General features: G+C 49.3%; 14 protein-coding genes and 3 pseudogenes. 9 read left to right on the plus strand and 8 right to left on the minus strand.

The window, feature by feature from the left end; genetic code table 11:
- The first annotated feature begins 1 nt into the window (after position 1).
- From gspL to E2L00_RS01865, 5 genes are read left to right on the plus strand one after another with little or no spacing between them, the layout of a single operon-like run.
- Positions 2-1,144, plus strand: a complete 1,143-nt coding sequence (gene gspL / locus E2L00_RS01845) for a type II secretion system protein GspL (RefSeq protein ID WP_167606181.1) — start codon at positions 2-4, stop codon at positions 1,142-1,144.
- Complete coding sequence (gspM, locus tag E2L00_RS01850; RefSeq protein ID WP_167606183.1) at positions 1,141-1,593, plus strand: type II secretion system protein GspM; 453 nt, start codon at positions 1,141-1,143, stop codon at positions 1,591-1,593. The genes gspL and gspM overlap by 4 nt, the downstream gene beginning before the upstream one ends.
- Positions 1,594-2,337 carry a type II secretion system protein N gene (locus E2L00_RS01855; protein ID WP_167606185.1) on the plus strand — a complete coding sequence of 248 codons (744 nt, stop codon included), beginning with the start codon at positions 1,594-1,596 and terminating at the stop codon, positions 2,335-2,337.
- A complete protein-coding gene (gspB, locus tag E2L00_RS21895) occupies positions 2,322-2,765 on the plus strand; it encodes a type II secretion system assembly factor GspB (RefSeq protein WP_167606187.1) in 444 nt (147 codons plus the stop codon). The genes E2L00_RS01855 and gspB overlap by 16 nt, the downstream gene beginning before the upstream one ends.
- On the plus strand, positions 2,762-3,586 hold the full coding sequence (locus tag E2L00_RS01865) for a prepilin peptidase (protein ID WP_167606189.1): 825 nt from the start codon (positions 2,762-2,764) through the stop codon (positions 3,584-3,586). Before gspB ends, E2L00_RS01865 begins: the two co-directional genes overlap by 4 nt.
- Here E2L00_RS01865 and gspS read toward each other — a convergent pair.
- Positions 3,564-3,932, minus strand: coding sequence for a type II secretion system pilot lipoprotein GspS (gene gspS / locus E2L00_RS01870; protein WP_167606191.1), 369 nt, complete (start codon positions 3,930-3,932; stop codon positions 3,564-3,566). The two genes, E2L00_RS01865 and gspS, sit on opposite strands and share 23 nt — an antisense overlap.
- Before the next feature lie 455 nt (positions 3,933-4,387).
- Positions 4,388-4,618 (minus strand): annotated as a pseudogene (locus E2L00_RS01875) (IS3 family transposase); the annotation flags it as partial.
- Between the two features lie 55 nt (positions 4,619-4,673).
- Between E2L00_RS01875 and E2L00_RS01880 the strand changes: the two are divergent.
- The 4 genes and pseudogenes from E2L00_RS01880 to E2L00_RS01890 form a co-directional block, all read left to right on the plus strand.
- Positions 4,674-5,528 (plus strand): S-type pyocin domain-containing protein, encoded by an 855-nt coding sequence (locus E2L00_RS01880; RefSeq protein WP_236127649.1) that lies wholly within the window; start codon positions 4,674-4,676, stop codon positions 5,526-5,528.
- A gap of 1 nt (position 5,529) precedes the next feature.
- On the plus strand, positions 5,530-5,787 hold the full coding sequence (locus tag E2L00_RS01885; protein WP_167606197.1) for a bacteriocin immunity protein: 258 nt from the start codon (positions 5,530-5,532) through the stop codon (positions 5,785-5,787).
- Positions 5,788-6,019: 232 nt separating this feature from the next.
- Positions 6,020-6,286: a transposase gene (locus tag E2L00_RS22050; protein WP_476695793.1), complete on the plus strand. Its 267-nt coding sequence runs from the start codon at positions 6,020-6,022 to the stop codon at positions 6,284-6,286.
- Between the two features lie 20 nt (positions 6,287-6,306).
- A pseudogene (locus E2L00_RS01890) lies at positions 6,307-7,026 on the plus strand (IS3 family transposase); the annotation flags it as partial.
- Here E2L00_RS01890 and E2L00_RS22055 read toward each other — a convergent pair.
- From E2L00_RS22055 to E2L00_RS01915, 6 genes and pseudogenes are all read right to left on the minus strand, one after another.
- A pseudogene (locus E2L00_RS22055) lies at positions 6,938-7,147 on the minus strand (hypothetical protein); the annotation flags it as partial. The pseudogenes E2L00_RS01890 and E2L00_RS22055 sit on opposite strands and share 89 nt — an antisense overlap.
- A gap of 435 nt (positions 7,148-7,582) precedes the next feature.
- Positions 7,583-7,894: a hypothetical protein gene (locus tag E2L00_RS01895; RefSeq protein WP_167606201.1), complete on the minus strand. Its 312-nt coding sequence runs from the start codon at positions 7,892-7,894 to the stop codon at positions 7,583-7,585.
- Between the two features lie 243 nt (positions 7,895-8,137).
- Entirely contained in the window at positions 8,138-10,234 is a 2,097-nt protein-coding gene (locus E2L00_RS01900) for a peptidase domain-containing ABC transporter (RefSeq protein WP_201279255.1), read from the minus strand.
- Positions 10,227-11,501: an HlyD family secretion protein gene (locus tag E2L00_RS01905; protein WP_201279256.1), complete on the minus strand. Its 1,275-nt coding sequence runs from the start codon at positions 11,499-11,501 to the stop codon at positions 10,227-10,229. Before E2L00_RS01905 ends, E2L00_RS01900 begins: the two co-directional genes overlap by 8 nt.
- A 116-nt stretch (positions 11,502-11,617) precedes the next feature.
- Positions 11,618-12,100, minus strand: a complete 483-nt coding sequence (locus E2L00_RS01910; protein ID WP_167607520.1) for a toxin-activating lysine-acyltransferase — start codon at positions 12,098-12,100, stop codon at positions 11,618-11,620.
- A gap of 21 nt (positions 12,101-12,121) precedes the next feature.
- The gene (locus tag E2L00_RS01915; RefSeq protein WP_167606206.1) at positions 12,122-13,672 is read right to left on the minus strand and encodes an MchC protein; all 1,551 of its coding nucleotides are present in this window, start codon (positions 13,670-13,672) and stop codon (positions 12,122-12,124) included.
- Between the last annotated feature and the right edge of the window lie 229 nt (positions 13,673-13,901).

Below are 13,901 nucleotides of genomic sequence, written 5' to 3' on the forward strand. Positions count from 1 at the left end.
TATGGATGCGCAGGTACAGCACTATTTGGTGTTGCATTGTGGGGCAGATTGTCAGGCAAAGATGCTATGGCAGCGTATTTGCGCCGATGGTCAAGTCGATGCGGCTGCGGGGGAGATTGAACCAGCGGCTCTCGGCGAATTGGCCGCGCGCTATTTACAAGACAAGATTTGCCTGCTGGTCCCCGGCGCTGCCGTGGGTCTGTATAGCGTCCAGTTGCCGGGGCGACATAATGCCGCAGGGTTACGAGCGCTCCCCTGGCTGCTGGAAGAACAGCTGGCCTGCCCCCTGGAAGAGGTCAATATTATGCCGCTGGGTTCCACAGGGCAAACGCTGTGGGTGGCGGTAGTGGCGCAATCTCAACTGGCACAGTGGCTGGCTCCGTTCATCGCCGCAGATATTCAGCTGTATAAGCTGATACCGGATCTCCTGCTGCTGCCGTGGGTTGAAGGTGAGATAACCGCATTGCAGTGGGGGGATCGCTGGCTGCTGCGTACTGGTCGTTGGCAAGGTGCGCAGGTGGAGAGCAGTTGGCTACCGCTCTGGCTCCGCGCCTGGGAGCGTACCCATATACAACCGATAAAAGTCCGTTGCTATGGCGAACCACCGAAGGGGGAACACTGGCGAATCAGCCCGGCTCCGGACCCGATGGCGCTGCTGGCATACCATGTACTTCGGGCTGATTCATTACTTTCCTGGAAAAAACGCCCGTCGAAAAGGCCATGGCGTATGCCGTTGATCGTAGCCATGACCGTCCTGGTGTTGCTCTTTTGCCAGCAGGCGGCGGTGTGGTGGCAACTGGCACAGCAAGGCGATGCGTTGCAGCAACAGTTATCACAGCAGTTTCGCCAGTTCTTTCCGGGCCAGCCGGAGCAACGCTGGCAGGCTGCACTAAGACGGGTGATGCAACAAGAGGACAACAAGGGTCTGGCCCTCTGGCTGACGCCATTATCGGCGTTACCACCAGGCGTCAATATCCAGCGGTTGCACTACCGTTCCGCTCCCTCGCCTGCGCAACTGCAATTGCAACTGGCAGGAGACACGCTACGGATAAAGGATGCCCGGCAGTTATTGTCGACGCATTTTAACTTGCACGACGGGCCGGACGGTCAGTTAATGCTCAGTCAGCGGGAGGCTGAACAATGAAAATGCTCTCGGCTGCGTGGCAGCAGCGCTCTTTACGTGAGCGCAGGCTGCTGCTGGTTCTGTTGGGCATATTGCTTGCTGTTGGTCTTTGGCAGGGAGCGTGGCTGCCTTTACAGCAAGCGATTGCCGATCGGCAGCAGCGGCTGCAGCAGCTGCGTTTGCAATGGCAGCAGCTACAACATCTGACGCCCCAGCCGCAAGGCGTCCATGATTTGCGGCAATTATTAAACAGCACGGCAAAAGAGTACGCCATTGGGCTGCAAAGTGTGACGGAGCAGGCAGGTCAGGCGCAGGTCAGAGTAGCGGTTGCCGATGGCACTAATCTGTTGAACTGGCTTGAGAAACTGGAAAGCCGGTACGCTGTGCGCGTGATGGAGTTAGGGTTGCAGGCCTCTTCTCCAGCGGATGGTCGCGTACAAATCGTGTCGTTGATCGTGGGGCGTCAATAATTGCGCCGTTGGTTAAGGTGGGGCGGCCTGTTTTTGCTGCTGTACGTTGTCTGCCTGCTGGTGAGCGCGCCAGCACGTTTGCTGACGCCATTCACCTCAGATCGGCTTCAGTTTACGGTCATCTCCGGCACGTTGTGGCAAGGGAAGGCTGAGCAGTTGCGCTGGAGAAACCGACTGCTGGGTAATCTGAGCTGGCGATGGGGCTGGCATCATGGTTTACCGGTCATACGGCTGGCGCTAACGGCAGGGGAAGTTGGCGAAGGAAGAATCACGGTAGGGTGGCTGAGGCACTGGCAACTTTCGACGGGGCGCTGGCAACTGCCGATTAGCAGGCTGCCTGCGATATTCGGTTATGCCGTACCGCTGGAGGGGCAAGGCCATCTGGTTCTGGCCCTGGATAATGCGAGTTTCAACGCCGGTAAATGCCTGATGCTGACTGCAAGCGTGGAGTGGCGGCAGGCGCAGCTATCTATTCTGGGGCAGACAACGTCGCTGGGCGAACCCCGGCTGCAATTACGCTGTGAACCACAACGGCTATTGTTTACGTTTCATCCACAGCAACCGCCGCTGAAATTATTTGGTGAAGGGAGCCTGGACCGGAGCGGGAACTATCATTTTCGGGGCGGTATAGGAGCGCCTGAAGCCTTGCCCGCACAGTGGCAACAGGCCGTTGAAGTTGCTACCAGCCCCGGAGAGGACGGTTCACGGAAGACAGAGGTTGCTGGAATATGGCCAGGCAAATAAATGATAATTATCGCCAGCCCCGTTGGCTTTTTGTGCTATATGCCCTGCTGTTTTTGGTTTTGGGCTGGCAGGGGGCTGGCGTATGGGACGGTTATCATCCCGCCCCGGCTTGCACGGTCTTATCCCCGGCTCCGCCTGCCGTTTCGACACGGCTGAAGTCGGTTGAACGCTGCGAAGAGGGGACACTAGCTCCGTTGCGCTACAGCGCACATGTTTATGCACAAGAGCCGCAGCAGAGAAGCATTACGCTCAATGGGCGGCAGTACCGGGAAGGGAGCAGTTTGCCCTGCGGTGTCGTCGTAACGCAAATCCAGCAGAAGGTAACGATACTGGAACGGCATGGAAGAGTGGTGGTGCTGGATGCGCTGGAGGATTGGCCCAGCGGGGAAGTCAATGAAGACGGTAGCGCCAGGGAGGAACGACCATGACGGTGTCTTTGTGGCTGATGGGCATGTTCGTGGCGGGGTTACTGGCCGGTAGCGTGCTGAACTGTGCGATCTGGCGTCTGCCAGTGATGTTACGCCGCCGGGCGCAGAGTGAATCGCGTGAATTACTTGGTTTACCCCAGCAGCAAGATGACTGGCCCGTACGTTTTAACCTGTTTTTACCCCGTTCTTGTTGCCCGCATTGTCGGCGTGCTATCGCGTTTTATCACAATATTCCGCTGGTGAGTTGGCTATGGCTGCGCGGTCGGTGTCATCACTGTCGGCAAGCTATCGGTTGCCGTTATCCGCTGGTAGAGCTGGCGGCCGCATTAAGCAGCGGCTGGGTGGCGCTGATCTGGCCGCCGGGAGAAGTGGCACTGGCTTTGGCGTTGTGTGCCTGGCTGCTGATCGCACTCATCGCCATCGATATTCAACATATGTGGCTGCCGGATGTTCTGACGCTGCCGTTGCTGTGGCTGGGTTTGTTGGTGAATTTAAATGGAGCGCTGGTGCCACTGAGCGATGCGGTGCTGGGGGCAGTCATTGGCTATTTATCCCTGTGGTTACTCTATTGGGGATTTAAGCTGGCAACCGGCAGGGAAGGGCTGGGCTATGGTGATTTCAAACTACTGGCAGCACTGGGTGCCTGGTGCGGCTGGCAGCGCCTGCCGGTAATCTTATTGTATGCTGCGATGTTGGGGATCGTCGCCGTTGCGCTGCTGCGTTTAACGGGGCGTGCCGGTCGTGACGATCCGCTTCCTTTTGGCCCCTGCCTGGCGCTTTCTGGCTGGTGGATGCTGATTATGTCTTCCGTAACGTGGTAAGGAAAGGTTGCAGCAATTGTTGGAATTCGGCGCACTGCGCAGCCTGCGGTGTGCTGTCTTTTAACAGCTGCTGATAAAGCATATTGCTGCGAGCGGCAACGCCTGCTGGTGGTTGCCAGCCTCGCTGATGGGCCGCAGCGTAGGCAGCCTGTTCGATTTGCCCGTTGGTTGGCAGATCGCTACGGCCACATTGGTACTTCAGATATTCGGTACCCGCGATCAGCGCGGCGATTTGCTGCGCCTGACCATCAAGCATCATCGGCGTGGTTTCCGCCTGTTTTGACTGTTGGCAGCCGCTAAGTAACAGTGGCAGCAGAACCAGCGCCGGTTTAATTGTCTGTCTCATTCAAAATCCCTTTGTTTTCAGAGTGACCTATGCCCGATTACATCAAGGCGGCAAGAAAATAAATCTCCGGATATACAGGCACCTGTGCGGTTCGCAGCTAACAGGGATATAGCCTGCAGGGTGAAAGGTATCGATGGATTGTAACAAATAATATCCTGCCCACCAATCGGGACTCCAGCCACTTCGATAGCGACAGCAGACCTCCGGCATTAAGCCAGTTTACAGCGCAGCAAAATTTATAAACATCACCAGCTTCCCCGCAGAAATAAGCGCCAGCCCACTTCCGGTATCGGAGATTTTGAAAGTAAGGAATACAGGACGGTCATTCCATATTATCGAACTGAAAGGATCTCAAATCATGTGAACCTTGCATGAGAATGCTGTCGGCTGTATGGGATAGGCATCCGACATAATTAGTGGTGAAATGATCCTACCCACGTAATGTGGACACGGTCCTAAGCGAGGTTCTGGTTTTCAAATTGTTCAGGACTGAGTCCGCCACAGGCACTGTGCCGACGCCATCGATTGTAATCGCACTCGATATAATTAAACACCGTCGTCCGCATAATTTCACGGTTGGTAAAACGCTCCCCGTGGATACATTCCACTTTCAGTGAGTGGAAGAAGCTCTCCGCACACGCATTATCGTAGCAACAACCTTTTGCGCTCATGCTGCCGTGCAGGTTAGGGGAAATAGCGGCAGCGGGTCCCGGAGCGCCATTAGCTGCATTACTGGTAGGAATGTATCCCGGCAAGCTCAATGAAGGTGAGCAGGATTTTATTGATCGCATGAGACTTGAGCAAATGCGTGAAGCGCCAAGCCGTGTGCGTTATACATGGGAACAAGATGATAAAGGTAATCCGGTTCTCCATGGATGGCACACACCTCCGGGTAAAGATATGGTGCGTGTGCGTAAAATGGAGTGGGACAGCAGCCGAAAAGCGTATACGTTCACCACAGAGGAAGATCCGCGTATTACCATCATCTGGACGCCAGACAGTTCAGGTGTCAATGTTCCTTCAAATACAGGCAACCAGAATCCGGTAAGGATACCGAACCCGGTAGTTGTTGATCCGCTGCCGGAAAACACCAGTATCGAGGCTACTACCAGCCCTGCACCGGAAGAGAAGAATTTTGCGGATTATATTCTTATTCTGCCAATATCGGATATTCCACCGATTTATATATACCTGCGAAACAATCCCGGTCAGGTAACGGGTAAAGGCCAGAAGGTTAGCGGTATATGGTTGTCGGATGCTAATACAGGTAATGGTTCATCAGTTCCAAGCCAGATTGCTGACAGGCTGCGTGGGCGAACGTTTGCGAATTTTGACCAGTTCCGCAAGGCTTTTTGGCTAGAAGTTTCAAAAGATCCTGAGCTATCAAGCCAGTTCAGGGGGAGTAACAAAATTCATATACGTAATGGAAGCTCTCCTTTCACACGAGAGCTGGATCGTGCTGGAGGAAGAGAACGCTATGAAATCCATCATATTATTCCAATAAGTAAAGGTGGGGACGTTTATAATGTCGATAATATGGGAATAACTTCACCTAAGCGGCATATCGATATTCATTCAACGAGGCAGAGTAAATAATATGGGTGATAAAAAAATATTATCTGATTATACAGAAAGCGAATTTTTAGATTTAGTTCGTAAAATCTATAATGCAGAAGGGCCAACAGAAGAGGTTGATAATCGCCGAGTCAGGGAGTTTAGGCGACTTGCTGAACATCCATCAGGCTCCGACCTTATCTTCTACCCAGAGGATGGGAAAGACGATAGTCCAGAAGGCGTTGTTCAGGAAGTAAAAGAGTGGCGGCAAACTAATGGTAAACCGGGCTTTAAGGCTTAGTCTCTGGCCGCATAAATGAGTATGTATCCGCATTTAAAGGCCCGGTTTTCAATTATTTAACCAATATAAGCAGCACAACACGCCTTGTGTGCTGCTTCATTCCTTATCCCTTCAAACATCCATCCAGAGCACGTTTACTGTGGCGATCCGTATTTTCCCATGGTAATCCCCCCCGAAAATCCGGTGTGTTGATAGGCAGAATTTTCTCGTAATCTGAACCGGGGAGATACCTGTGAAAAAATCACGTTTTACTGACAGCCAGATCATGTCCATCCTGAAACAAGCCGAGGCCGGAACGCCAGTGGCTGAACTGTGCCGCGAACACGGCATGAGCAGTGCCAGCTTCTACAAATGGCGCTCGCGCTATGGCGGGATGGATGCCTCCATGATGGCCTGCCTGAAAGAGCCGGAAGACGAAAACCGCCGCCTCAAAAAAATGTATGCCGAAGAACGCCTCAAAGCGGAAATCATTCAGGAGGCCATGGCAAAAAAGTGGTGACGCCATCGCACCGAAAGCAGATGGCACAGGACGCGGTCAGAAGCCGAAGCGTCAGTATACGTTTTGCCTGCCAGTTGTTTGTTGTCAGCGAAAGTTGCTATCGCTATCAGCCTCAGATGAATGAAGAAAATGCCGTCATTGCCGGCTGGCTGCTTCGCATCACTGACAGCCAGCGCAACCGGGGATTTGGCCTGTGCTTTTTGTACCTGCGTAACGTAAAAGGCTTCCGGTTCAACCACAAAAGGGTGTACCGAATTTACTGCGGGTTGTCGCTGAATATGCGAATAAGGCCGAAAAAACGACTGAAGCGGGATAAGCCCGAACCGCTGGCGGTGCCTGAAAACAGCAATGAATGCTGGTCAATGGACTTCATGCATGATCAGATGTCGGATGGTCGTTCTGTCCGTTTACTGAATGTTATCGATGATTTTAATCGTGAGGCACTGGCCATTGAGGTGGATTTTTCCCTGCCGGCAAGTCGGGTAGTCAGGACTCTGGCTCAACGCATTGAATGGAAGGGAAAACCAGCAGCCATCCGGTGTGATAACGGGACAGAATACACAGGTAAGCTACTGATGTCATGGGCGGAACGGCAGAATATAGTGCTTCACTTTATTCAGCCCGGAAAACCTCAGCAGAACGCTTATACTGAGCGATATAACCGGACGGTGCGTTATGACTGGCTGGGGCAGTATCTGTTTTCCTCACTGGATGAATTGCAGGACTATGCCACGCGGTGGCAATGGTTTTATAATCACGAGCGTCCGGATATGGCGTTAAATGGCTACACGCCGATGCAGCATATTCAGCACATAGCCTGATTCTACTTATTACCTCCGTTAAAAATGGGGGGGTTACCATTTAAGTTAATATCAGCATCCTTCAGTGCCTCAAAAAGTCCCGACGTCACAAGAAATTTCCCATATAAAGAAAGCTTAATAGAAACAAACTAGACTACTCAACTTAGACTTTGTGTCTATCTTTTCTGAAAAAGTTTAGTCATTTTAAGAAGTGATTGTATAAATTATGCACCGCTTAACCTCATTCATCTTCAACATGTATTGATAAGTAAAGAAGTTCTGATGTAATACACTATTTATCTAAGTAAAATCCGCCTTCATAGAAGGCGGTATGAATTATAGGCTTAAGGCGTACCAAAACTCTTAAAAAGAAGTCTCTGCTAGCCCTGTAATATTTAAAACCCAAAATACAAGGCAGAACCGAAAGTTGTCGATGTCCGCATCCACAGAATATGGTTTTCGGTCGGTATCAGACCCTTCAATTTCAAGGTGTTAATTAGCTACCACCACCTGCGCTTGAAGTCGATCCTCCCCATGAACCACCCCATGATGATGAATATCCTGGACTAACTAATGAACCATTATAATTTGGATTATAAGAGCCTACACCTTGAGAAACTCCTGGTGCCATTGTCCAACCTTCATTAATGCTGTTATAGAGTTCAGAACCTACTACTGTACCAATAACTCCTCCTACGGGTCCTCCTATATCTGCACCGATCGCAGCACCTACAGCCCCGGCAATAGTTTCGCCTCGGTCATATCCGCCTTTTGCCATTTTTATGTCTAATAATGATAACTCTCTCATATATACTCCTTCTTTGGGGGTGCTTTAGTTAAATTATTTTCTTGAGGTTTATTAGCATTTGAACTACTCCAAAAAAACAGCTTATCAATAAGACCTCAGTTGTATGACCATCCAAATCTCCTTTTATCGCTAGTAAACAGGATAATGCAAAATAAATTAAACTTGATTTTTCAAAAAAATATGTAGAAAAAGCAAGTGTTCTGTTCATGTTCATTCATCCATCTAAAGTTGTTCTTGCAAGCATTATATGTTAATAATTCTGTTAACTGTTCTAAGCGTAGTTTCTCTATGGGCTATAATAACTCTGGTTATATTGAGCTTTTTGATAGCTATATTTACATAACGTTCACTCTCTGTATCGAGAGAGCTCGTTGCTTCATCCATAAATAATATCCCTGGTTTTCGATAAAGAGCCCGAGCAATAAAAATTCGTTGCTTTTGTCCTCCTGAAAGCCCTTCACCCAGCTCACCGATAAGTGTTTCGTAGCCCATTGGCATTTTCATTATCACATCATGGATATAACTGGCCCTGGCACACTCTGTCATCCAGGCTTCATCCATCTCTTCGGCGAACCCACAAATATTTTCCCTGATTGAACCTGAAAATAGCCGGTCATCCTGCATCACACAGGCAATAATCCGGTGATAATTATTTATCCCCAGCTGACGGATATCAGTACCATTCACCAGTACTTTTCCGCTATCTGGTTTAAACAACCCACACAAAACTTTCATCAATGTGGTTTTTCCTGCACCGGATGTACCGGTTATAGCCACACTTTCTCCCGGAGCCACTGACAGGCACAGACCACTGAACACCGGCGCTGACTGGCTGTCATACCGGTAACTTAAATCAGTGGTTTCCAGAGAAACTGGGCTCATATCAGCAACAATATCAAGTTCAGGTTTCTTCGCTTCCTTTTCATGCAGTGCGATATCAGCAATACGCTCGTTATGCAGACTCATTATTCTCAGTTGCAGAAGAAAGTTGGTCAGGGATGCAACCCGCTCAGAGAACTGCCCACGGAAAGAACCAAACGCCACAAACATCCCTATTGTCATCTGATTGTCGATAACAAGACTGGTCCCCAGCCACAGAATTGCCACCTGATCACAGGCGGCAACAAAGGTGTTTATTCCGCCAAAGAACAAATCCATTTTGGTTAATTTTATACCGGAGTTGATGGCATCAATTTTCAGGTTAAGCCAGTGAGTTCCGCGTCGCTCTGCCATTCCCTGAATTTTTACTGTAGCGATACCGTACAGTGTTTCCATAAAATAGGAACTGGCTCTGGCTCCCCTTACAAGGGTTTCTTCCGATACCTGTCGGTAATAACCGTAAGTTACCAGACGTATCAGCACGTAGACTGCCGTAAATGCCAGAACAATCCAGGTAATATATCCGCCGTATAACAGCATCATCACGAAAACGCCTGCCACCATAATACTGTCCATGATGGCCCCCACCACACTGGTGGTGAAGGTGATCCTAAGGGTATCAAGAGATCCAAAACGAGACTGAATATCACCTAATTTGCGACGTTCAAAATACCCCAATGGTAACCGAAGCAGATGGTTAAACAGGCCTGATTGCCATTGCACATTGATGAGCGTGCCCATGACCAGTGAGGACCATGCCCGGACCATACCCGTTGCCGCCCTGAGCAGAATGAAGAACATCAGGCCAGCGGAAATGAGTGTCAGAAGTCCTCTGTCTCCAGCCGGGATCGCATGATCCATAACGAGTTGCGTACCCACTGGCATCACAAGGTTAATAGCTTCAATAACCACCGACAGGAAGAAGATTTTTGTCAGTGTACTTTTAATGCCATAAATACTGTTAATCAGTGAACGGAAACTGATACGATTCTGAATGGTCTCTGCCGAAAACTCACTGCCAGGCCAGACTTCAAGCGCGACTCCGGTAAAATACCGGGTCATTTCCTCCAGTCCAACTGTTCTTCTTCCTCTGGCAGGGTCATGGAGTACACAACGGTTATGCTTCACGCTGACCAGTACAACAAAATGGCTGAAATCCCAGTGGAGGATACAGGGCATTTTAAGTATGGCGAGTTCATCCAGCTCCAGAGAGAGTGCCCGTGTTACCATCCCCAGTTGTTCCGCAATGCCGTTAATCCCCGCGAGGTTGGCTCCCCGAGCCGAAAGATTAAACTGTTGGCGAAGGGAGATCAGGTCGATATTCTTTCCGAAATGTCCGCATATCATTGCAAGACAGGCCAGACCACACTCGGAGGTTTCCGTCTGATGAATCACCGGAACCCGACGACGCCATCGCATATCAAGCTGGTTTATCATTCGTTTGAAATTTCCGTTATTCATTGACCGGTCCTGTGGCACTGTGTTTCATGTCATAGAAAGGAGAAAGCATCCACTGGTAAATTCGCCTTTTTTCCAGGAATAATGTACTTTCTGCTTTCATTCCATTCTCAAGAGGAAGGGATTTACCGTCATAGGTGATCTCCTGTTTTTCAGGCTTCACAATGACTTTATACCAGGGAACAGAGGTACCCAGTGTATTCTGGGGAGCCCCTTTATAGGTCAGCATTTCCTGAGTTGAGGCAGGCGTTCTGGATATAGTTGTCACCGTTGCAGAGAACTGACCAAATTTTTCTGCAGGAAAAGCTTCATAACGAATGTTCACTTTATCCTCTGTGGAAATATAAGGAACCGCATCATTAGGAACCCAGAGGATTAGGTAGTAGTTCTCGATATTTTCAGGGATAACCTGTAGGAGACTGTCTCCGGCATTGACCATTTGCCCGATGGTGACGCTCATGGAATCCACTTTACCGTCGGACAACGCCCGGATAATAATTTCCCCACCCACATCGGTATTAACAAGTTCTTTCTGAAGCTCATAGCGTTGCAGTTCCATCTGATAGATGCGGTTATCGAAATCCGCAGCCTGGGTCTGAATCTGGCTCCCCAGGCTAGTGATCTGCAGAACATTCTGTTCGTTTTGCCCACTCAGACTGAGTAAATTATTTTGTTGCTGATAATATAATGCCACCTGGTCAGTTAACTGATCCTTATTAATCAGACCTTTTGACTGATAGCTTCTGTAGTTCTCCATATTATTCTTCATTATCCTTATTCCTTCCTCTGCCCGTCGGATAATATCCGATGAACGACGGAAGGCCTCGCTGTATTGCAGACGTTGTTTTTCCAGTGTGTGTAGGGTGATTTTTTTACTTTCTTCGAGCCGGGAAATGATGTTATCCACACGAACCAGCTGGTTTTCAATATCTCTGCGCTGATTATCGCTGACCACGCCACTGCGTGTACTTTTGCTGACATCGATCTGGTAAATCGGGTCACCTCTTTTAAGTGACCGCCCTTCATGAACAAACTGTCTGACCACAACGCCCTGCACACCTGAGTATAGATTTACGGCTCGCGGCCAGGTCGAAACCTCGCCACTGACATTGACACGACGACTATAAGTGCCTGCGATAACAAACGTCAGAAATGCCGTGATAAAAATAATACTCCCCAGCATGATTAACCATAGAGGTATTCCGGGAAGTAAAAGAGCCCGCCCACGCCATTTCATTTTCCTGTTTTCTAACGCATCCTGACGAAACAAAATACATGTCCTTAATCATCCGTGTTCTGCTATGCCTTTACGACTTGCATGAACAGACATAAATAGAAATTCAGTAAACCCACTAAGACAATGCAGACTGCATCCATCCCCGATATTTACCGTTTTTCCTGTAGCTTAGGGATACCACGTGATTTCTTCTGTCGCGCTGGCGTGCATGTCATGATTTTCTTTCTTCTGTTCAGCCATCGAACTTCTCTTTCTCCCCATGGGCGAAGCCTTTTGAAACATTCAAAGGCCTTTCTCCCAAAGCCTGGCTTACAACAAAAATCGAGGATCCAGATCCTTCCATCTTCATTCCATTCAGAAGGATGCAGTCTGAACTCCGGATCGTTGAGCAGACGCGCTTCTGTATCCGTCTCAAGATACGCCCAGGTAATATACGCCAGGGGAAAACCTCGTGAATCAAACAGGAACTTTATCTGATGGTGCTGGATCGCATATTCAGTCCAGAGCTGAATGGTTAACACAGGATACAGACTATAATTACGATTATGGAGCATACAAGTGACGGCAAAACCCATCTGCTCATAGACGGTCCATTCCTCTCTGCCTCTGATGGTTTCTCGTATATGCGACATCATTGTCATTATCCTTGTATATTACTCTGCAATTCCGATCGGGTTTAAATGACCGAACGCTTCTCTGGAAAATGCCTTCATCCGGGTTTCCATATCAGAAAATGCCTCCTGCAAAAACTGGTGATCATCTCCGTGTTTATCCAGCAGGGTGGCAATTTTCTCAGACATACAGGCTTTACCCAGACTTTTTCTGGGCTGTAATCTCTTCCTTGCATGGTTTTCCATTTCTTTATGGAGGGACGAAACATTAATCGAGCGTCTGATACCCACCTGCGTCAGCCAGTGGATCGCCCGAGTAAAACAGTGTTGCGCTTCTGTGAAATGGACATCATGCTTAGCGTCATTATCCACCAGGTGGATTGGGCTCTGGCTCCGTCGAATCAGTTCCACCACCAGCCTTTGCAGTGGTGAATCATCTTTACTTCCAGCATCTGGACGGTACAACCGATCGCTGTGTTTATTGACCAATACAACGAAGCTGTTGACCAGTTGTTTCAGCGTCTCCGGGAGCCCTTCTTGTGGCATAAACTCTGTGGGGATACCCAACTGTTCGAGATAACAGTAATAACATGCTTCATGGAATATTTTCTGAAAGGTCTCCTCAACCTTTTGACGGGCAACCAGCGTGAAATCAGGTTCAAACAGGTATTTTCCGAGGTACAGACAGAGATCGGACAGTCCCTGCATCAGCACCATCGGTTCTTTTACCAGTTCGGTGAGTCTGAGTTGATGTCCGAAATTATCGGGATAATCTCCAGGGAACAGACAACTGAGCCCGTTGAAATCCATTAATCTGCCATCCATCGCAATATTGGAAGGAGAAGTCGTCAACCTCAGGAAACGTGTACGACAATATGCCATCTGCCATGCTTGACGGCGGGCCAGTTCACATAACCCCTCAATACAATAAAGTCGGGGATTACGTCGGGCTTCTTCACTGACCCCCTCTGCTGGTACAGGTAAATTTCTGGGAAGCATGCGGATCACAGACTTGACCCGGCGGGCATCATGAATCAACTGATCGGCATATTCCTGCTGTGGTCGGAAATAAGGCGCGCGTTCAAAATGCGCCGGGCGAATCACGGGTTCGCGTACCAGCAGCGCTCGTCGGGATTTCCCTTGGGAGCGGTCAAATGCTTTATCGGTATACATATCCGTAAGCAAAACTGCCCGGGCACGCACAGCACCATAGGGTAATATTTGTGCCAGCACCTCCCCCCATAAAGCCTCATAGATTGCATGGATGGCACCGAGCGCGCCGTTAGAATGACGCCCGTCAGTCCCTTCACCGACTAAAGGATTGGCTCCTATGCCTTTAACTTGATAATTACCATCAAAACCACAACGTGCGCCGCCGCCGTTACGCTGAATACCACTCCCACCATAGCGTTCTGCACGGAATATTTTGGAATGAGTTGAACTGACCGGATCTATTATATAGCTGCAGGCTTTTTGTAATATCCCGGTATTCAAGGCATCCTCAGCGCACCAGATCAACGATGAGGTTACCCGTTGGGCAGTGAAAGGCACCAGGTTTTCATTGAGTTCAGCAAGCGAACATTGCTGGTTCATCAGAGTGTATTCTCCGTTACAATGGCCTAAAGAGTCGTTGACTCCGGACAGGCTTCATTCCTTTTCTTGCATACTCAAATCAGTTGTGTAACCCAACCCCAATAAAGACAAGGGCACTATACGGAATAAGACCACATAAGATATCTCTCTGGGTTACAAAATGTCAGAACATTGACAAAGAATACTCGAGTAATGTTGCCGACATTATTAAGGCAATCTGCACCTGCTG

It is taken from the genome of Cedecea colo (assembly GCF_011808225.1).
Classification (GTDB): Bacteria; Pseudomonadota; Gammaproteobacteria; order Enterobacterales; family Enterobacteriaceae; genus Dryocola; species Dryocola colo.